Below are 19,046 nucleotides of genomic sequence, written 5' to 3'. Positions count from 1 at the left end.
AGCTCTCAGCGGAGCCGGTCGACGTACCGGTCCGTTCCCGGCACCGTCGGGACGAAGGGCGCGACCAGCTCCACCCGCCCGAGCCCGGAATCGCCGACCGCCGTGTCCAGGCCGGTGAAGAAGGGCTCCCAGCATTCGCCGGGGTCCGTCTGGAGGAACCACAGCAGGGTCAGCCGGGTGTCGACGCCCTCGACCTGCTTGACGTAGGTCATGCGGTCGCCGGGGAGCGGGGTAGGGCGGAAGACGGTCACCATCGCCGCCGGGGAGCCCGCGAGCCGCTTGGGCAGATGGCGGGAGCGCAGCCACTCCAGCAGCTCTGGGCGCTGCTCGGGTGCGCCGGCCTCGACGACCTGGAGGACCAGGCCGGCGTAGGGGTGGTCGAGTGCGTGGACGTCGCGCGGTCCCGCCGCCCCGTCCCGGTACACCGTCGCCTCGTGGTCCTGGAACGCCGTGAGGACGTGGGTGCGGTCGTGGTAGACGCGGCCGTCGCGGTTGAGGCGCTTGTTGATGGCGACCGTCCAGCGCATGTGGTCGTCGTAGCGGCCGGCGGTGATCCAGTACGTGGAGAGGTAGCAGCCCGTGGTGACGGGCTGGGCGACCGCCGACTTCTCGGGGTAGCGCAGAAGTTGCAGGTCCCGGGTGGCCACCCAGCGGCGGCCGGCGTACATCCAGGGCATGGCCATCGCGCCGGCGTAGTAGTGGTCGTCCTCGTACCAGCGGTTGTAGGCGTACTCGTGGCCCGGATGCGGTTCGACCATGGTGATCAGGGCGTGGCCGGGGTGGGTGCCGTAGGGGCCGACGGCGGCCAGTTCGGCGTACAGCTCGCTGCGGGTGTCGTCGCTCATGCCTTCCCCTTCGTAGGCGGCTGGCCCATACTCTGACGCTCCGTCAGATAAAGCGCCAGGGTCCGGCGCCCGGTTCCGGGGAGGTCCTTCGATGTCACTGCTCGCGGGGAAGACGGTCGTCGTGTCGGGGGTCGGGGCCGGGCTGGGGCGGCAGGTGGCGGCGGCCGTCGTACGGGACGGTGGCCGTGCCGTGCTCGGGGCCCGCACGGAGGCGAATCTGGCGAAGGCCGCCGCCGAGCTCGATCCGGACGGGTCACGCACGGCGTACCGGGCGGCCGACATCGCCGACGAGGCGCAGTGCGAGGCGCTGGCGGGGCTGGCGCGGGAGCGGTTCGGGCGGATCGACGCGGTGATTCATGTGGCCGCGCTGGACAGCTACTTCGGCGGCCTGGAGGACGCGGACTTCGAGGCCTGGCGTGCGGTGCTGGACGTCAACCTGCTGGGCACGCTGCGGATGACCCGGGCGTGTCTGCCGGCGCTGAAGGAGGGCGGCGGCTCGGTGGTGTTCGTCGGGACGCAGTCGGCGGTGGCGGCTCCGTCGCAGGTGCGGCAGGCGGCCTACGCGGCGTCGAAGGGGGCGCTGACGAGCGCGATGTACTCGCTGGCGCGGGAGCTGGGTCCGTACCGGATCCGGGTCAACACCGTGCTGCCGGGCTGGATGTGGGGCCCGCCGGTGCAGACCTACGTACGGTTCACCGCCGGCTCGGAGGGCGTGTCGGAGGCGGACGTGCTGGGCAGACTGACGGGTCGTACGGCACTTCCGGATCTTGCGACGGACGCGGACGTGGCGGACGCGACGGTGTTCCTGGCGTCGGACCGGGCGCGGGCGATCACGGGCCAGTCGCTGCTGGTGAACGCGGGTGAACTGATGCGCTGAGGGCGATTTCCAGCCAGGCGGCGTGGTTCACGTACATAAATAGAAGTCATCTCTTCGAACTTTTTTACGTTCTCTTGACCATCCCCTTCCTTGCCGTGCGCACGTCACCGAAACCAGAGTTCACATGCCTGACCCTGGCGGCGCACCCGTGGAAGGGGACTCATGAACGGTCTCGACTGGGCCGTGCTCATCGGCTACTTCGCCGTGATGGTCGCGATCGGCGTCTGGTCGCACAAGCGTGTGGACAACGTCAGCGACTTCTTCACCGCCGGCGGCAAGATGCCGTGGTGGCTCTCCGGCATCTCGCACCACATGTCGGGCTACAGCGCGGTGATGTTCACCGGGTACGCGGGCATCGCCTACACCTACGGCGTCACGTCCTTCGTCACCTGGTCCTTCCCGATCGCCCTCGGCATCGCCATCGGTTCGAAGCTGTTCGCGCCGCGCATCAACCGGCTCCGCTCACGGCTCCATGTGGCCTCCCCGCTGGAGTACCTGAAGAACCGTTACGACCTGAAGACGCAGCAGGCGCTGGCCTGGTCCGGCATGCTGCTGAAGATCGTGGACGTGGGCGCGAAGTGGGCGGCGATCGCGACCCTGCTGTCGGTCTTCACCGGGATCTCCCTGAACCAGGGCATCCTCATCACCGGTGCCATCACGGCGATCTACTGCACGATCGGCGGCCTGTGGGCGGACGCGCTGACCGAACTCGGCCAGTTCATCATCCAGTTGCTGGCCGGCATCGCGATGTTCGTGGCGGTGTTCGTACGGCTCGACGACCACGGCGGCTTCTTCGGCGTGTGGGACTCCCCCGAGCTCCAGGGCCACGAGAAACCGCTGGTCGGCCCGTACGGCACGGTGTTCCTGCTGGCGTTCCTCTTCATCAAGCTCTTCGAGTACAACGGCGGCATGCTCAACCAGGCCCAGCGCTACATGGCCACGCCGAACGCCAAGGAGGCCGAGCGGTCGGCCCGGCTGTCGGCGATCCTCTGGCTGGTCTGGCCGCTGGTGCTGTTCTTCCCCATGTGGATGTCCCCGCTGCTGGTCGAGTCGCAGAAGGCCGACGGCTCCGACTCCTACGCCCTGATGACCGAACAGCTCCTGCCCCACGGCCTGCTGGGCCTGGTCATCGTCGGCTTCTTCTCGCACACGATGGCCATGTGCTCCTCGGACGCCAACGCCATCGCGGCCGTGTTCACCCGGGACTGCGCGCCGGTGATCTGGGCGCGGGCACGGGCCTGGAACCAGAGCCAGGGCCTGCGGGTCGCCCGTGTCGCCACGGTCGTCTTCCTCGGTCTGTCCATGGCGGCTGCGACGCAGGTCAACTCCCCGGCGTTCAAGGACATCATCACGGTCGTCATCAAGTGGGTGGCCGGTCTGATGGGCCCGATGGCGATCCCGATGATGCTGGGCCTGCTGCGCGCGTTCCGCCGCTCCGGCCCGACCGCGGCCCTCGTCAGCTGGTCGATGGGCCTGCTCGCCTTCTGGCTGGTGAACTACCCGATCCACTGGAACGTCGAGGGCGGCGTGCCGCTCCAGTACCAGGTGTCGATCCCGCTGGCGGTGTCCCTGGTCCTCTACATCCTCGTCGGCTACATCAAGCCGGAGGACACCCCGGAGCGGCTGGCGCTCATCGAGAAGATCAACACGGACGGGGACGGGGCGGCGGCCGCTGCGGTTCCGGCACCGGCCGGGCCGGCGGACGACGTGGTGCGGACGACGGTCAAGGAGTGAGGCGCACGGCCCGCCCGGTGAGCTCAGGCCCTCGGATAGCGGGCGAGCCACCCCGGTGACGATCCCCCGGGCCCGTGCAGTGCGGGCCCCTGGGTCATCTCCATGGCGAAGTCGTCGGCCAGCTCCAGCATCGTGGGACGGCCCTCCAGCTCGGCCAGCCAGGCCGGGGGGAGGGCCGTCTCGCCGTGCAGGGCGCCGAGGAGGCCGCCGGTCAGCGCGGCGGCGGCGGCGGAGGGGCCGTCGTGGTTGACGGCGAGAGTCAGTCCGTGCCGGACGTCGGCGGCGACGAGGGCGCAGTACACGGCGGCACCGACGAGGCTCTCCGCCGTACCGGCCCCGCACAGCTCCGCCACGCGCTCCGGCCCGGGCAGCCCCTGGCGTACGGCACCCAGCGCGTGCTGGAGCGCGTCCGAGACGGGCTGGTGTCCGGGCCGGGCGGCCAGCAGGGCGAAGCACCGCTGCACGGCACCGTCGAGGCTCTCCCCGAGGGCCAGGGCGTGCACGATCACGGCGTACGCGCCCGCCGCGAGATACGCCGTGGGATGACCGTGGGTCTGCGCCGCGCACTCCACCGCGAGCTGGGCGACGAGCTGCGGCTCCCACCCCACGAGCAGCCCGAACGGGGCGGACCGGGCGGCGGCCTCGGGCCCGAGCTCACCGGGGTTCTTGGGAGCCTCAGGGGTCCCCATGGTCTCGTCAGCGAGCCCGAGGAGCAGCGCACGGCTCGGGTCCCTGCGCGCGTACAGCCATTCCTCCCGCGCGAGCCACCCGTCCTCCTTGCGCCGCTCGTCGGGACCCCAGTCCCGCTGGGTGGCGGCCCAGCGCAGATAGGCCCGGTGCAGGTCGGTGGGCGGATGCCAGGCGCCGGTGTCCCGCCGCACCTGGGCCCGTATCAGCCCGTCCACGGAGAACAGGGTGAGCTGGGTGAGATGGGTGACGGCGCCGCGTCTGCCATAGGCGGGAGCCAGATCGACCAGCCCCTCCGCCCCGTACGCCTCCCTGATCGCGTCGATCCCCAGCCCGTCAACGGGCGCACCCAGCGCGTCCCCGACGGCCAAGCCGAGCAATGTCCCCCGCACCCGGCTACGAAAGTCCTGCTGCTCCGTACGCCCCCAGACGGCACCGGCAGTCGCACCCACCTTGACCTCCCAGGGACCGTCCATACGTACGACAGCTCAGCACTGTATTCGAAGGGGGACGGTGGGTTCACGGGGTGGAAGCCGTACAGTGCGTTCACTTCCATCCATTGCAACGAACCCCCTCCGGTCGTTGCGTTGATTTCGGTGCCATTGCAACGATTACTAAGCCGTGAGCTGCATAAATAGTGATCACACGCAACGAACGTGTTGCCATATCACTGAACGCAACGTAGCTTTTCCATCGTTCGAAACAACGAGCCGAAGGAGAGCCACGATGCAGAAGTTCGACACCCCCGCCCCGATCGCCGCCGTCCTCGACGTCCCCGCCGGACGCGTCCAGTTCATCGCCGCGGACCGCGCCGACACCACCGTCGAGGTCCTGCCCGCCGACCCCTCCAAGGGGCGCGACACCAAGACCGCCGAGCAGACCACCGTCGCCTACGCCGACGGCGTCCTGCGGATCAGGACCTCGGCCTCCACCAACCAGCTCCTCGGCCCCTCCGGAGCCGTGGAGGTCACGGTGCAGCTGCCCGCCGGCTCCCGCGTCGAGGCCAGGGCCGACAGCACCGAGCTGCGCGGCGTCGGGCGGCTCGGCGACATCGCCTTCGAGGGCGCCTACCGCCGGATCAAGATCGACGAGGCCGCGAGCGTCCGCCTCACCGCGATCGACGGAGACGTCGAGGTCGGCCGGCTGGGCGGCCCGGCGGAGATCAGCACCGCGAGGGGCGACATCCGGATCGCCGAGGCGCTGGGCGGCACGGTCGTGCTCCGCACCCAGTCCGGTGACATCTCGGTCACCGCCGCCGCCGGCGTCTCGGCCGCCCTGGACGCCGGCACCGACTACGGCCGCGTCAGCAACTCCCTCAAGAACGACGGCACCACCGGACTCGACATCCGCGCCACCACCTCCCACGGCGACATCACCGCCCGCAGCCTCTGAACGAACAGAACCAGGACCATCCGCCCGAGCTCACCACCAGGGGGAACACATGACGAAGAACAGCACGTCCTCGAGCAGTTCGAAGTGGACCGGCATGGTGCCGGTCGACGACACGGCCCTGGCCGTCACCGACACCGGCGGTCCCGGGATCCCGGTGGTCTACCTCAACGGCCAGTTCGCCACCCAGGGGTACTGGCGGCGGGTCATCGCCGAACTGGGGACGGGGTGGCGGCACATCACCTACGACGAGCGGGCCCGCGGCAAGTCGAAGCGCTCGGCGGACTACTCCTTCGAGGCCGCCGTCCGGGATGTCGACGCCGTTCTCGCGGCCAGGGGCGTGGACCGGGCGCTGGTGGTCGGCTGGTCCTACGGGGCGGTCGTCGCGGCGCACTGGGCCGACCGGAATCCGGAGCGCGCCGTAGGCACGGTCCTGGTCGACGGCGCCTTTCCGTACGACTGGCTGGACGAGGCCACGGAGCGGCGGATCCGGAAGCTGTTCCGGCGGCTGGGCTGGTTCATGCCGCTGCTGCGCCCGACGGGCCTGACCCCGCGGATGACCGCCGAGCAGCAGGCCGTCAGCAACATCGAGCTCGGCAGGCTCTCACGGGTGAGCGAGCTGGGCCCCGTGCTGGACGGCATCACCGTCCCGGTGCGGTACGTGGTCGCTTCGGGGACCTCCTTCGGCAGCCGCGGTGATGAGCAGGAACGGATACGCACCAGCCTCGACGCGGTGACCGCCCAGAACCCGAACATCCGGATCGGCGCGAAGGTCGCCAGCAACCACGGCGCGATCCTCAAGAAGGACTTCCGGGCGATCGCCGAGGCCGTACGCGACGTCGCCGCCCTCGACAGCGGGAAGCGCTGAACATCCGTACGTCCGCCTCGACCGCGTCCGTCCCGCGCAGGGTCAGCACTCCCTCGCGCGGGACGCGTCACATACCGGGGTCCTCGCTCGGATCCGCGAAGTCCCGGAGCAAGGCGTCGGCGTCCTGGGAAGAGCTCAGCCGCACTCCGGGGTCTCCCGTCACGCCCAGATCACGGCGCATGGCTTCCCTCATGGCGGCGATCAGTGTCCAGACGCCATGCTGCGCCTCGGCGGCCGACCGCAGGGTTTCGCCAGGGCGTGGGCTTCCTTGCTCCAGGCGTTTGACCTGTCCGTAGACCCTGGTCAGAGACCCGTTCACCTCGCCGGCCGGGGCGATCACCGCGTCGGGCGCGATCATCAGCGCCTCGGACCAGCGGTCGCGGTGGGCGTCCTTGGCGGCTTCCAGTGCCTGAATGTCCTCGTCGCCGGGCGTACGGTCGCGCAGGACGTACAGATGGCGGCTCAGCGCCGTGCAGAACTGTCGTGCGTCGCGGTGCAGTTCCGAATAGCAGCGTCGCCGCAGCTCGCGATTCTCGCGGGCCTCCTGGATGGCCTGGGTCATCTCCAACTCGCGCCGCTTGGCCCTCTCGGCACCCTGCTGGGTGAGCAACGCACCCCCGAGCGTGCCCGCCACACCGGCCACGGCTATCAAGACCGCCCCAACGTCCATTGGATCACCCTAGACGGCTGGTTCACGGCAAGTCCCGGTGGACGCAGTGCAGTTCGCGGCCGGCGCCGTGTCGTCACGGGCCGGTGGCGTCCGTCCCGGGCTTCGCGCAGAGCGCCGTGTCGACCGCTGTGATGAAGGCCGTGGTGCTCGCGTCGGTGGTCAGGGCCTCGTTGATGACCACGGTCGCCCGGCGGCCGTCGGGGGCGACTGCTGCGATGTTGTTGTGGCCGGCCCGGGTGGAGCCGCTGTGGCCGGTCCAGCGGCCTCCGCAGGACAGGCGCGAGGTGATCAGGCCTAGTCCGTAGCGGCCGTCCGGGCCCAGTCGGTCCGGGTCGCCCTGGACCGTGTCGAGCATCTCGGCCAGCCGGGCGCGGGACAGCAGACGGCCGTCCAGCAGGGCGGCGTAGAACTCGTTCACGTCCCGGGGCGTGGAGATCAGGGCGCCGCCTGTTCCCCCGGCGGAGGTGTTCCACTCGGTGCCGTCCACGCGCACGGCTGTTCCGTTCCGCTCGGTCGTGAAGTAACTGCGGGAGTGCCGGCCGCGGATGTGCTCGGAACGGCCGGGCCAGTAAGTGTCGTGCAGCTTCAGTGGCTTGATGATGCGGCGCGAGATTTCCTTCTCGGCCGGGCGGCCCGTGACCCTTTCGATGATCAGGCCGGCCAGGATGTAGTTCGTGGTGGAGTAGTGCCACGGTCCTTTGGGAGGCGGCAGTTCCAACGCTCGTTTCACCAGTTCTCGTGGTGCGAACTGGTGGTGGCGCAGCCACTCGATGTCGGCCGTGGCGAGCGAGTCACCGTGGTCGGGCAATCCGCTGGTGTGCCGGAGGAGCTGCCGTACGGTGATCCGGCGGCCGTCGTAGTCGTTGCCCTGGACGAGTCCGGGCAGGTAGCGCTCCACGGGCGCGTCGAGAGAGACGTCTCCCGCATCGACGAGTTGCAGGACGGTGGCGGCGGTGAAGGTCTTGGTGACGCTGCCGATGCGGAGACGGTCCTCGGCGCTCATCGGCCGTCCGGTGCGCAGGTCGGCCCGGCCGCCGGCGTAGGTCCACCGCCCGCACGCCGGATCGACCACCTCGACCGCGGCTCCGGCCAGCCGGTGTCTTCCGGTGAGTTCGTCCAGTGCGTGTTTCAGTGCCGGTGGAGTGCCGCAGGCCCGCTGCGCCGCGTGGTGCGGCCGAGGCGTGACGGCGACCGCCGGAGCGGTGGCGCCGACGCAGGTGAGAAGTGTCAGGAACAAGGCAGGGATCTTCATGAGCCAGGACGCTACGGGGATCGGCGGCCGTTCTCGCTCCGGCTGTCCTCCGTCTCGGGGGTGGACTCACGTACACCACCCCGGGACGGGGGTCTGCTTGATCCCTGCCTTGATGCAGGGGAGTTGAGAGGTCTTTACCGAGGAACTGGGCGGCTTCGGTGAGGCTGCCGCCTCGTGCGCGCCGGACAAGGAAAACGGACGCACTACGCCTGCGGATCTTGGGGGTGATGTCCGGGAGGATCTGCAAACGACGGCCCCGATTGCGTCGAGGTCGCCATATCGCCGGCCCACCACCCCACTATCCACATCCGCGACTCCAAGAACGAGGACACCGCCCGCCTTGCATTTACCGACGGCGCCTGGTCCGAATTCCTGGAGTTCGCGGTGGGTCGCTGAGTCTCAGTCCTGGGCGGGGGCCGTTTCAGGAGTCGGGTCGTTCTCTTCGGCCTCCGCTCGCTCCTTCTTCAGGGCGAGTTCCCGGGCCAGGGCCTCCGAGTACAGCCTCATTTCGGCTTCCTTGCGCTCGTCAAACACCGATGCCTCCTTTGAATGCAGGGGTGCTAAGGGTGAAAAAAGGGGGACCGGTCAGGCGGAAGCGCGCTGGAACCGGGAACGGCAGTGGTCCGGGAGTGAGTGTGCCGACTGGTGGTGGGGTTCGTCGGGAATCAGTCGCCGCGCCATCGTCGTCGCACACCTCCCTTGGAATAACTCGACCAGACCACAAGCTTCTTGGCTCAAAGGTTACCCCAGCATCACGCATTACGTCACGGTCGGATTACGCCCGCACACAAGTAATTCGTATGCTGTTCACCCGGCGAAGAACGACCCCAGTACGGCACGGGCATGGCCGTGCTGCGACCCGATGTCGTCGTGCTCGACATTCGGATGCCTCCGACGCACACCGACGAGGGACTGCGTGCGGCGCTGGAGATCCGCGAGCGGTGGCCGGACGTCGGCGTACTGCTGCTGTCCCAGCACATCGAGCGCAACTATGCGGCGCAGCTGCTGGCTTCCAATGCGGAACGGGTGGGATGCCTCCTCAAAGACCGAGTCGCCCAGGTCGAGGAGTTCCTGGACGCGTTGGAACGCATCCATGCGGGCGGCGCGGCCATCGATCCCGAGGTGGTGCGCCAGTTGGTCATCCGCACGACGCACGCAGATCCGCTGACCCGCCTCACCCCCCCCCGCGAACGCAGTGTCCTGGAAGCCCTTGCCCAGGGCCACACCAACACGGCGATCGCGCACAAGCTGCACATCTCCCTGAGCTCAGTGGAGCCCCGCGTACCCGGCCCGCGATCACGAACGGTTTCGAAGTTCGCGCGGAACAGGGCCCGTTCAGCGGCCCGGCCCGCTTCCGTCGTCATTCTGTCGCGTCGGCGACCGCCACTCGGGAAGAATGATCGGCATGGCCACCTCCTCCACTTCACGCCGCGGCGCGCTGCCTCTCGCCGCCGCCCTGCTCACCGCCTCCGTCGCCCTCTACATGGCGCTGGTCGCGTTCGGGAACATCACCGACTTCGGCACCAACCAGCAGTTCGTCCGGCATGTCCTGGCGATGGACACCACGTTCAAGGACGAGGACCTGATGTGGCGGGCCATCACCAGTAGGGGGCTTCAGGACACCGCCTATGTGCTGATCATCGTCTGGGAGACCGTCGCCGCGCTCGTCCTCATATACGGGACCTGGCTGTGGGCCAGGCGTGATCAGCGGCAGGCGCGGCGGATGTCCACGTACGGGCTGCTGATGGTGTTGCTGCTGTTCGGCGCCGGGTTCATCGCGATCGGCGGTGAGTGGTTCTCGATGTGGCAGTCGAAGAGCTGGAACGGGCTCGACGCGGCGACCCGGGTGTTCCTGTTCAGCGGAGTCGCGCTGGTCGTCAACCACCTGCCGTCCCCGGGGACGGAGAAGACGACTGCCTGACCCGGCCGCTACTCGACGACGGTCACCGTCGTGCCGACGGCGCCGAACGCCCACAGTGCCGTGCCGTCCGCCTTCCGCATCCTGACTCCGCCCGTCTTGGCGCCGGAGTCGGCGGGAGGCGGCGAGGCGCCGTCGACCGCGTTGGAGAAGGCGACGGAGACACCGGACTTCGCGGCGAAGTACATGATGTGCTCGATCTGGACGCCGTCCGAGCCGGTCGTGGCCTCGTTGCGGGACGACACCGTGTAGGTGCCGGGGTCGGGGCTGACCGTGCCCGGCCACACGGTGAACGTACGGCGGGTGGCCTCGCTCGCGTCGACCAGCCACACGCGCTTCTCGCCGAGGGAGTAGACGATGCGCCGGCCGGTGCCGGAGCCGTCGGGTACCCGGGCCGGGACGGACGCGGTGGGGGTGGGCTGCGCGCCCGCCGACGCCGAGGTGCTCGGCTTGGCCGAGGTGGCGGTGGGGTGCGGGCCCCGGTCCGCCTGCACGGTCAGGACCGTCACCGCGGCTATCGCTCCCACGGTCAGCCCGGTCACCCAGGCCCACGAAGGAAGTCGGGCAGGCACGGGCACGCATCTCCTCAGTCACGGGACCCCGCAGAACGGGGGTTCCGATCATCGTACTGCGAGCCCGTTGGTCCCCAGGCGGCTCAGGGGCCGTCGACGGCCTTCCGGACCGGTACGGGGCCCGAGCCGGCCCCGTGGACGGCGTAGCGCGGGGTGCGGACGGGGGCCGGGTAGGCGAGGTGCACGAGCCGGGTCTGCTCCTGGCGCATGTGCGTGAGCGACTCGAGGATGTAGCCCACGAGCAGGACGAGCGCGGCGATGGTCATGATCGCGGCGGCGAGGATCGCCGTGGGGACGCGGGGCACCGTGCCCGTGCGGACGAAGTCGGCGATGACGGGGGCGCCGAGGATGACCGAGATCAGGGCCAGGACGCCGGCGATCACGGTGTGGACGAGGGAGGGGCGCTCACGGCGCGCCAGGTCGAGGATGACCCGCAGGATGCGCCAGCCGTCCCGGTAGGTGCGCAGTTTGCTCTCGCCGCCGGCGGGCCGGACCCGGTAGTCCACGACCACCTCGGCCGTGGGGAGACGGAGGTGGAGGGCGTGGATCGTCATCTCGGTCTCGGTCTCGAACTCCCGGGCCAGCGCCGGGAAGGACTTCACGAAGCGGCGCGAGAAGACCCGGTAGCCGCTGAGCATGTCGGTCACGTCGTTGCCGAACAGGGACCGCACGGCACCGGTGAGCAGCTTGTTGCCGACCGCGTGGCCGGTCCGGTAGGCCCCGTCGTCCGTCACCCGGCGGGCGCCGACGACCTGGTCGTACGGCCCCTCGAAGAGCAGGTCGACCATGTCCCGGGCGCGCGAGGCGTCGTAGGTGTCGTCGCCGTCGATGATGAGCAGGGCGTCGGCGTCGACGTCGGCGAAGGCACGGCGGATGACGTTGCCCTTGCCCTTGCGGGGCTCCTGCCGGACGATCGCGCCCGCCGCACGGGCGACCTCCACGGTGCGGTCGGTGGAGGCGTTGTCGTAGACGTAGACGACGGCCTCGGGGAGGGCCGCGCGCAGGTCGCGGACCACCTTGCCGACGGCCGCCTCCTCGTTGTGGCACGGCACGACACACGCGATCGTCGGTTCCACGACCACTCCCCACTCCTCATCTGAGTCGGTGTCAAATATGAGCAAATCATGCAATATGGGTGAGTCCATGTGATGGGGGCGCGCCGGGTGGATACGCTCCCTCTGTGCCGGTTCTCTCCTCTGTGACACGTTCCGTCCGTGATGCCGTACGGGGCATCTGGCGCGAGGCCGCCAAGTTCGGAGTCGTCGGAGCCCTGGCCTTCGTCGTGGACAACGGCGGTTACAACCTGCTGGTCTTCGGGCTGCCCGGCGGCGCGGAGGGCGGGCCGATGGGAGCGGCTCCCGTCCAGGCCTCCGTCGTTGCGACGGGCGTCGCCGCGCTCTTCAGCTGGGCCGGGAACCGCTACTGGACCTACCGGCACCAGCACCGCGAGAACGTGACCCGCGAACTGGGCCTGTTCTTCGTCGCGAACGGCGTCGGTCTCGCCATCACCGCCGGCACGGTCCTCGTGTCCCGGCAGCTGCTCGGGCTCGACTCGGCGCTCAGCGACAACACCGCCCGCATTCTCGGCTGGGTGCTCGCGACCCTGTTCCGCTTCTACGCCTACCGGCGCTACGTGTTCGTCGCACCCTGAGCCGTCGGCGTCCGGCGACCCGCTAGCATCCGACATATGGGACAAAGAGGATGGATGTGGCGGCATGAGCAGCGCTGGGTCTGGGGACTGGCCGCCGTCGCCGCGGTCTGCTGCCTGGCCACGGCCCTCGCCTTCGCCCCCGGCTACCTGAGCCCCGACAGCCTCGACCAGCTCCGTCAGGCCGAGGGCAAGAGGCCCCTGACCGACTGGCATCCGCCCGTGCTGAGCCTGGTGTGGCGGGCGCTCATCGCCGTGACCGGCTCGTTCGCCTCCATGGCCGTGCTCCAGTCCGTCGTCTTCTGGGGGGCGCTGTGGGTGCTGGCCTGGTGCTTGTGGGAAATGACCGGGAGCCGGGGCGGTTCGCTCGCCGTGCTCGCCCTCGGCCTGGCTCCCTTCGTGCTGACGTTCGTCGGTGTGGTGTGGAAGGACGTGCACGCCGCCTTCGCGCTGCTCGCCGCCTGCGCGGTGGCGTTCACCGGGCTGCGGCTGCGGGACCGGCCTGTGAAGCCCGCCGTGCGGTGGGGGCTGCTCTGGCTGGGTGTGCTGTTCCTCGCGTACGCCATGCTCGTGCGCAAGAACGCCTTCTTCGCCGCGATCCCCGTCTTCGTCCTGCTGGTCCTCGCGCTGTGGCGCGCTCCCGGGCGCCGTACGTGGGTGACGTGCACGGCGGCCCTCATGGCCGGGCTCGTCGTGCCCGCTTCCGCCATCTCGCTGTTCGCGAAGCCGCTGCAGACGAAACAGGGCGCGCAGATCATGATCGACGACCTCGTCCATGTGCTGAGGGCGGACGAGCTGCGGTCGGCCGACGTGTCACCCGGCCTCCGGGACCGGCTCGCGGACTCGGCGCGGGAGTGCGAGCGCGTCGGGGCCCTGTCCGACGCCTACTGGGCCTGCTACCGGCGCCCGGCTGACGGGCTCCGCGGGGACTCGGACGAGATCACGTCCCTGTGGCTGCGTGAGATGAGGGGGCACGTGCCGCAGTACCTCCAGTACCGGCTGCGGCTCTTCACGAGTCTGCTGTTCGAGACCGACTACACGTACAAATCGGGGGTCAGCCGCAACGACCTGGGCATCGAGGTGGCGCACCCCCGGCTGGAGGACATCCTCGGCACGTACGTCACACGCATGGCCACGGACGTGCGGTGGCTGTTCCGCGGCTGGTTCTGGCTCGCGGTCGCGCTGGTGCTCGCCATCCGCCCCGGCAAGGGCACCTTCGCCATGCCGGTCCGCGCGCTGGGCATCAGCTCCACGGCCTACATCCTCGGCTACCTGCCGATCATGCCCGCGACGGACTTCCGCTACATCTACTGGCCGGCGATCGCCTGCGCCCTCGGCCTGCTGCTGCTCCGGCTGGGCCGGGGCACGGCTCCCCCACGACCGGCGATCCCCGGCGCCACCGCCGGCCGCACCGTGACGGCGCAGCAACCGGCGGACGCCGGGGGCCAGTAGACGGTCGGTCGCTCAGTCCAGCACCGGCAGCAATTCCGGCAGATGCCCGTCCGACACCTCCGCCACCCGCTGCCGCCCCTCCGGGACCTCCCCGTACAGGGTGTTCCGGGCCTTGGCGGGGCGGCCCGCGGCGTCGGCCACCGCGATGAGGTCCTTGACCGACTTGTACGAGCCGTAGGAGGAGCCCGCCATGCGGGAGATGGTCTCCTCCATGAGCGTCCCGCCGAGGTCGTTGGCGCCCGAGCGGAGCATCTCGGCCGCGCCCTCGGTGCCCAGCTTCACCCAGCTGGTCTGGATGTTGGGGATGTACGGGTGCAGGAGGAGCCGGGCCATGGCCGTGACCGCGCGGTTGTCCCGCATGGTCGGGCCGGGGCGGGCGATCCCCGCGAGGTACACGGGCGCGTTGGTGTGCACGAACGGCAGCGTCACGAACTCGGTGAAACCGCCGGTGCGCTGCTGGATGCCGGCGAGGGTGCGCAGATGGCCCAGCCAGTGCCGGGGCTGGTCGACATGCCCGTACATCATCGTCGAGGACGAGCGGATGCCCAGCTCGTGTGCCGTCGTCACGACCTCGATCCAGTCCGCCGCGGGCAGCTTGCCCTTGGTGAGGATCCAGCGGACCTCGTCGTCGAGGATCTCGGCGGCGGTGCCCGGGATGGTGTCCAGGCCGGCCTCCTTGGCGGCGGTCAGCCACTCGCGGACGGACATGCCCGTGCGGGTCGCGCCGTTGACGACCTCCATCGGCGAGAAGGCGTGCACATGCATGCCGGGGACGCGTTCCTTCACCGCCCGCGCGATGTCGAAGTACGCCGTGCCGGGCAGGTCCGGGTGGATGCCGCCCTGCATGCAGACCTCCACCGCGCCGACGTCCCAGGCCTGCTGGGCCCGGTCGGCGACCTGGTCCAGGGACAGGGTGTAGGCGTCGGCGTCGGTGCGGCGCTGTGCGAAGGCGCAGAAGCGGCAGCCCGTGTAGCAGACGTTGGTGAAGTTGATGTTGCGGGTGACGATGTAGGTGACGTCGTCGCCGACGGCCGACCGGCGTACGTCGTCGGCGACCTGCGCGAGGGCGTCCAGGGCCGGACCGTCCGCGTGCAGCAGGGCCAGCGCCTCGTCGTCGGTGAGCTTCGTGGGGTCGTCGGCCGCGGTACGCAGGGCCTGCCGTACGTCGGTGTCGATGCGCTCCGGTGTCATGCCCGGGGCGGCCGCCTCGCGCAGGGCACCCCAGTCGCCGTACACCTCGTCGAAGTCGTCCCGGCGGTCCGAGCTGCGGCCCTCGCTGTCGATCGAGGAGTGCAGGTCCGTGCGGCCGGACGCGACGAAGACCTCCTCCGGTTCCTGCCACGGCAGGCCCCGCGGCAGGGCCTCGGGCCGGGCCAGGCCGGTCTCCGGGTCGGCCAGCGCCGCCACGTGCGGACGCAGCCGCGGGTCCAGCCAGGGCTCGCCGCGCCGGACGAACTCCGGGTACACGCAGAGCCGTTCCCGCAGTTCGAAACCGGCCGCCCGGGACTTCTCGGCGAGCTGGTCGATCTGCGGCCAGGGCCGCTCGGGGTTGACGTGGTCGATCGTGAGCGGGGACACCCCGCCCCAGTCGTCGATACCGGCGCCGATCAGCCGCTCGTACTCGTCGTCGACGAGGTTGGGCGGGGCCTGGATACAGCCCGAGGGCCCCATGAGCAGGCGGGCGACGGCCACCGTGGCGACCAGTTCGTCCAGTTCCGCGTCGGGCATGCCGCGCATCGCGGTGTCCGGCTTGGCGCGGAAGTTCTGGATGATCAGCTCCTGGACGCCGTGGTAGGCCCGGGAGACCTTCCGCAGCGCGAACAGGGACTCGGCGCGCTCCTCGTAGTTCTCGCCGATGCCTATGAGGATCCCCGAGGTGAAGGGCACGGAGGAACGCCCGGCGTCCTCCAGCACCCGCAGGCGCACGGCGGGCTCCTTGTCGGGAGAACCGTGATGCGGACCGCCCGGCTCGGACCAGAGGCGGGTCGCGGTCGTCTCCAGCATCATGCCCATGCTGGGCGCGACGGGCTTCAGCCGCTGGAAGTCGGTCCAGGACATGACGCCCGGGTTCAGATGAGGAAGAAGGCCCGTCTCCTCCAGGATGCGGATGGAGATGGCGCGGACGTAGGCGATGGTGTCGTCGTAGCCGTGCGCGTCGAGCCACTCGCGCGCCTCCGGCCAGCGGTCCTCGGGCTTGTCGCCGAGGGTGATGAGGGCTTCCTTGCAGCCCAGGGCGGCGCCCTTGCGGGCGATGTCCAGCACCTCGTCGGGGGACATGAACATCCCATGGCCCTCCCGGCGCAGCTTGCCGGGGACGGTGACGAACGTGCAGTAGTGGCACTTGTCCCGGCACAGCCGGGTCAGCGGGATGAAGACGCTCTTGGAGTACGTGATGACGCCGGGCCGGCCGTCCTGCTCCAGGCCCGCGTCCCGCACCCGGGTGGCCGAGGCCGCCAGGTCCTCCAGGTGCGCGCCCCGGGCCTGGAGCAGGACGGCCGCCTCGGCGACGTCGAGCGAGACGCCGTCCCTGGCCCGTTTCAGGGCGCGACGCATGGAGTTCTCGGTGGGGCCGGTTCCGGAGGTCGCGGAAGTCGTCATCCTCCGAGCATACGATCGCGCTGATCAACTGGGCCGGGCCCCGTCAGTGGAAGGCCAGCCACCCGACGCCCAGGGCGGACACGAGACCGCTGAGGACCACGGCGAGAGGCCTGTTGCGGTGCAGGGTGAACCAGACCAGCAGGGCGGTCACCAGTACGGCGAGCGTGCCGATCGCGCCGCGCAACAGGCCTTGGCTGTAGCCGTATTCGGCGAAATGCCGCCCGAGCCACGCTAACCAGGCGATCCTCATGACGCTGTGCTGCTCCCCCCGTGTGCTCCGACCGAGTTGTCAGGTACCTGGAAGATATCCCGTCAGCCCGTCCAGTGCCTTCAGCACCTCCGCCTCCCCCGCCGGCGGCAGTTGCGCCACGACCTCCTCGATGCCGAGGTCGGCGTAGTGGGCGAGCTTGCCCGGGGTCGGGTGGACGGCGTACGGGACGACGTGCAGGCCCTCGGGGTCGCGGCCCGCTTCGGTCCAGGCGGTGCGCAGCAGGGGCAGGGACTCGGAGAGGCCGCGGCCGCCGATGGGGAGCCAGCCGTCGGCGTACTCGCAGATGTGAGAGAACAACTTGGGCCCGGCGGCCCCGCCGACGAGCGTTCGCGGGCCGACGACCGGGCCGCGCGGCTTCCGGACGGGCTTGGGGTGCGCGTGACTGGCCCGGACGCTGCCGAACTCCCCCTCGTACGCGGCTGGTTCCTCCGACCACAGCGCCCGCATCAGCGCCATCCGGTCCCGGACCAGCTCGCGCCGGGTGCGCCACCGTACGCCGTGGTCGTCGGCCTCCTCGACGTTCCAGCCGAAGCCGAGCCCGAGCGTGAACCGGCCGTCGGACAGGTGATCGACGGTCGCGACCTGCTTGGCCAGGTCGATCGGGTCGTGCTGAGCGACGAGTGTGATGCCCGTGCCGAGGCCGAGCCGCTCGGTGACGGCGGCGGCCTGGCCGAGCGCCACGAACGGGTCGAGGGTACGGCCGTACTCGCGCGGCAGCTCGCCGCCCGCCGGGTACGGGGTGGTCCGCTCGACGGGGATGTGCGTGTGCTCGGGCAGATACAGCCCGGCGAAACCGCGGTCCTCCAGCTCACGTGCGAGCCGGGTCGGGGTGATCGTCTCGTCGGTGAGGAAGATCGTTACGGCGATGCGCATGACCTATTGCTACCCGAGGGGGAGCCGACTGTCCATACCGACCAGTCGGCATTCTCGGTCGGCGTTCTCGGCCGGCGTTCTCAGATGACCGTCGCGAGCGCCGCATAGCCGGTGCCGGCCTCGGCGGTGGCCCACAGCAGGGCGGCGGCCGCGCTGTAGGGCGCGATGCGGTGATAGGGCAGGCGGGTGGCGCCCGCGAGGTGTGGGGTGAGCGTGCGGAGCACCGGAACGAAGCGGGCCAGGAACACGGCTTGGCCGCCGCGGCGGTCCATCCGGGTCTCGGCGTTCCGCCAGGCGGTGGCAGGGACACGGCTGCCGAGGCGTCCGGTGCGCAGGCGGTCGCCGAGCAGGGCTCCGGTGCGGTGGCCGAGCAGGTCACCGACCACCGCGGCGCCCGCCGTGACCCCGACGACGAGCGGCAGGCTCAGATGCCCGGTGCGGGCCAGCGCCCCGGCCGCCAGCAGCAGGCCGAGGGTGGGGACGAAGGCGCCGACCAGGAGGACGGACTCGGCCAGGACCGCCGCCACCAGGACCGCGTAGGCGGTGGTGGCGGGGACGTGGCCGAGGAGGTCCGAGGGGACGGTCACCGGCGGGCTCCGGTGACGTCATGCAGCGCGTCCGGCGCGCCGCGGTGCGGGCGCCTCAGCTGCCACACCCTGGCCGGGGGCAGGTTCGCCCACACCGACCAGCGTCCGGTGGCGTACCGGCGTCGGTAGGCGGCCATCACCTCCTCGACGGCGTGGTGCCGGCGGGCCTCCGTGCGGGAGGACAGCAGGGTGCGGGCCTGCCGGGTGCCCCGGTAGGCGAAGTAGGTGAGGGTGCCGCCGGGGTGGAGGAGCTCCAGGTACCGGGCCATGATCGTTTCGGCCTGGCCGGGGGTGAAGTTGGCCAGGGGCAGGCCGGAGACGATCACGTCGTAGCGCTGTTCGCCGGGCAGGTCCTCGACGTAGGAGCGGTGGACCCGGACCCGCTCGGGCTCCCCGGCCAGGAGGGGGTGCGTGTCGACGAGGCGGCGCAGCCGGGCGGCGAAGCGGGGGTTGGCCTCGACGACGTCCAGGCGGCTGCCGGGCGGCAGCTGCGGGACGAGGGCGCGGGTGACCGCTCCGGTTCCGCCTCCCGCCTCCAGGACGGTCAGCGACCGTGGTGCGAGGGCGCGCAGCGGCTCGGTCAGCGCACGGGCCAGGGCCTTGCCGCTGGGGGTGACGGCGCCGGTGGTGCGCGGATCACGGGCCGCTTCGGTGAGGAACGTCCAGTCCATGGTTCGGGAATCCATGGTTGCGATGTTAGGAAGCAGCCTGAGCCCGGAAATCCTTCGTTGTGGGGCGGCTGTCCCCTACGAAAGTAGGCGGTGGAGGGCGACCGAGGTCGGAGGCCGGACATGCCCGGCCCGCC

General features: G+C 70.5%; 18 protein-coding genes and 2 pseudogenes. 9 read left to right on the top strand and 11 right to left on the bottom strand.

The features are described from left to right. Positions 1-5: 5 nt before the first annotated feature. Positions 6-845 carry a hypothetical protein gene (locus tag ACZ6TU_RS24550; protein ID WP_467672989.1) on the bottom strand — a complete coding sequence of 280 codons (840 nt, stop codon included), beginning with the start codon at positions 843-845 and terminating at the stop codon, positions 6-8. Positions 846-936: 91 nt separating this feature from the next. On the opposite strand from ACZ6TU_RS24550, the gene ACZ6TU_RS24545 reads away from it, so the two are divergent. Beyond that, a complete protein-coding gene (locus ACZ6TU_RS24545; RefSeq protein WP_469551009.1) occupies positions 937-1,722 on the top strand; it encodes an SDR family oxidoreductase in 786 nt (261 codons plus the stop codon). Between the two features lie 162 nt (positions 1,723-1,884). Beyond that, entirely contained in the window at positions 1,885-3,456 is a 1,572-nt protein-coding gene (locus tag ACZ6TU_RS24540; protein ID WP_467672985.1) for a sodium:solute symporter family protein, read from the top strand. A gap of 23 nt (positions 3,457-3,479) precedes the next feature. Here ACZ6TU_RS24540 and ACZ6TU_RS24535 read toward each other — a convergent pair whose 3' ends face one another. Further along, positions 3,480-4,595 (bottom strand): ADP-ribosylglycohydrolase family protein, encoded by a 1,116-nt coding sequence (locus tag ACZ6TU_RS24535; protein WP_467672983.1) that lies wholly within the window; start codon positions 4,593-4,595, stop codon positions 3,480-3,482. A 274-nt stretch (positions 4,596-4,869) separates the two neighbouring features. Here ACZ6TU_RS24535 and ACZ6TU_RS24530 point away from each other — a divergent pair, with 274 nt between their 5' ends. Then, positions 4,870-5,535: a DUF4097 family beta strand repeat-containing protein gene (locus tag ACZ6TU_RS24530; protein ID WP_469551006.1), complete on the top strand. Its 666-nt coding sequence runs from the start codon at positions 4,870-4,872 to the stop codon at positions 5,533-5,535. A gap of 49 nt (positions 5,536-5,584) precedes the next feature. Then, entirely contained in the window at positions 5,585-6,400 is an 816-nt protein-coding gene (locus tag ACZ6TU_RS24525; RefSeq protein ID WP_469551004.1) for an alpha/beta fold hydrolase, read from the top strand. Between the two features lie 67 nt (positions 6,401-6,467). Here ACZ6TU_RS24525 and ACZ6TU_RS24520 read toward each other — a convergent pair whose 3' ends face one another. Together ACZ6TU_RS24520 and ACZ6TU_RS24515 are read right to left on the bottom strand one after the other, a co-directional pair. Continuing rightward, positions 6,468-7,070, bottom strand: coding sequence for a hypothetical protein (locus ACZ6TU_RS24520; RefSeq protein WP_469551001.1), 603 nt, complete (start codon positions 7,068-7,070; stop codon positions 6,468-6,470). A 73-nt stretch (positions 7,071-7,143) separates the two neighbouring features. Then, positions 7,144-8,322, bottom strand: a complete 1,179-nt coding sequence (locus ACZ6TU_RS24515; protein WP_467672975.1) for a serine hydrolase domain-containing protein — start codon at positions 8,320-8,322, stop codon at positions 7,144-7,146. Positions 8,323-8,574: 252 nt separating this feature from the next. On the opposite strand from ACZ6TU_RS24515, the pseudogene ACZ6TU_RS24510 reads away from it, so the two are divergent. The 3 genes and pseudogenes from ACZ6TU_RS24510 to ACZ6TU_RS24500 all read left to right on the top strand — a co-directional run. After that, positions 8,575-8,718: pseudogene (locus ACZ6TU_RS24510) on the top strand (DUF397 domain-containing protein); the annotation flags it as partial. A 459-nt stretch (positions 8,719-9,177) separates the two neighbouring features. Beyond that, a pseudogene (locus ACZ6TU_RS24505) lies at positions 9,178-9,597 on the top strand (response regulator); the annotation flags it as partial. 130 nt (positions 9,598-9,727) lie between these two features. Further along, positions 9,728-10,243 carry a DUF2165 domain-containing protein gene (locus ACZ6TU_RS24500; protein ID WP_467672973.1) on the top strand — a complete coding sequence of 172 codons (516 nt, stop codon included), beginning with the start codon at positions 9,728-9,730 and terminating at the stop codon, positions 10,241-10,243. Positions 10,244-10,251: 8 nt separating this feature from the next. On the opposite strand, the gene ACZ6TU_RS24495 is transcribed toward ACZ6TU_RS24500, so the two are convergent. Together ACZ6TU_RS24495 and ACZ6TU_RS24490 are read right to left on the bottom strand one after the other, a co-directional pair. Next, positions 10,252-10,818, bottom strand: a complete 567-nt coding sequence (locus tag ACZ6TU_RS24495) for a hypothetical protein (protein WP_467672971.1) — start codon at positions 10,816-10,818, stop codon at positions 10,252-10,254. Between the two features lie 77 nt (positions 10,819-10,895). Further along, the gene (locus ACZ6TU_RS24490) at positions 10,896-11,894 is read right to left on the bottom strand and encodes a glycosyltransferase family 2 protein (protein WP_467672969.1); all 999 of its coding nucleotides are present in this window, start codon (positions 11,892-11,894) and stop codon (positions 10,896-10,898) included. A 116-nt stretch (positions 11,895-12,010) separates the two neighbouring features. Here ACZ6TU_RS24490 and ACZ6TU_RS24485 point away from each other — a divergent pair, with 116 nt between their 5' ends. Next, positions 12,011-12,463: a GtrA family protein gene (locus ACZ6TU_RS24485; RefSeq protein ID WP_467672967.1), complete on the top strand. Its 453-nt coding sequence runs from the start codon at positions 12,011-12,013 to the stop codon at positions 12,461-12,463. Positions 12,464-12,499: 36 nt separating this feature from the next. Then, positions 12,500-13,912 carry a hypothetical protein gene (locus tag ACZ6TU_RS24480; RefSeq protein WP_467672965.1) on the top strand — a complete coding sequence of 471 codons (1,413 nt, stop codon included), beginning with the start codon at positions 12,500-12,502 and terminating at the stop codon, positions 13,910-13,912. Positions 13,913-13,924: 12 nt separating this feature from the next. On the opposite strand, the gene ACZ6TU_RS24475 is transcribed toward ACZ6TU_RS24480, so the two are convergent. The 5 genes from ACZ6TU_RS24475 to ACZ6TU_RS24455 all read right to left on the bottom strand — a co-directional run bounded on the left by ACZ6TU_RS24475 (position 13,925) and on the right by ACZ6TU_RS24455 (position 18,927). Beyond that, entirely contained in the window at positions 13,925-16,510 is a 2,586-nt protein-coding gene (locus ACZ6TU_RS24475; protein WP_467672963.1) for a bifunctional FO biosynthesis protein CofGH, read from the bottom strand. 43 nt (positions 16,511-16,553) lie between these two features. Continuing rightward, positions 16,554-16,760 carry a hypothetical protein gene (locus ACZ6TU_RS24470; RefSeq protein WP_467672961.1) on the bottom strand — a complete coding sequence of 69 codons (207 nt, stop codon included), beginning with the start codon at positions 16,758-16,760 and terminating at the stop codon, positions 16,554-16,556. A 39-nt stretch (positions 16,761-16,799) separates the two neighbouring features. Continuing rightward, on the bottom strand, positions 16,800-17,654 hold the full coding sequence (locus ACZ6TU_RS24465) for an LLM class F420-dependent oxidoreductase (protein ID WP_467672959.1): 855 nt from the start codon (positions 17,652-17,654) through the stop codon (positions 16,800-16,802). Between the two features lie 80 nt (positions 17,655-17,734). Then, a complete protein-coding gene (locus tag ACZ6TU_RS24460) occupies positions 17,735-18,241 on the bottom strand; it encodes a DedA family protein (protein ID WP_467672957.1) in 507 nt (168 codons plus the stop codon). After that, positions 18,238-18,927 (bottom strand): class I SAM-dependent methyltransferase, encoded by a 690-nt coding sequence (locus ACZ6TU_RS24455; protein WP_399168632.1) that lies wholly within the window; start codon positions 18,925-18,927, stop codon positions 18,238-18,240. Before ACZ6TU_RS24455 ends, ACZ6TU_RS24460 begins: the two co-directional genes overlap by 4 nt. Positions 18,928-19,046: the final 119 nt, after the last annotated feature.

The organism is Streptomyces sp. NPDC052064 (assembly GCF_055585925.1).
Note: the sequence above shows the minus strand (reverse complement) of the source record. Positions and strands in the feature narration are given on the sequence as shown.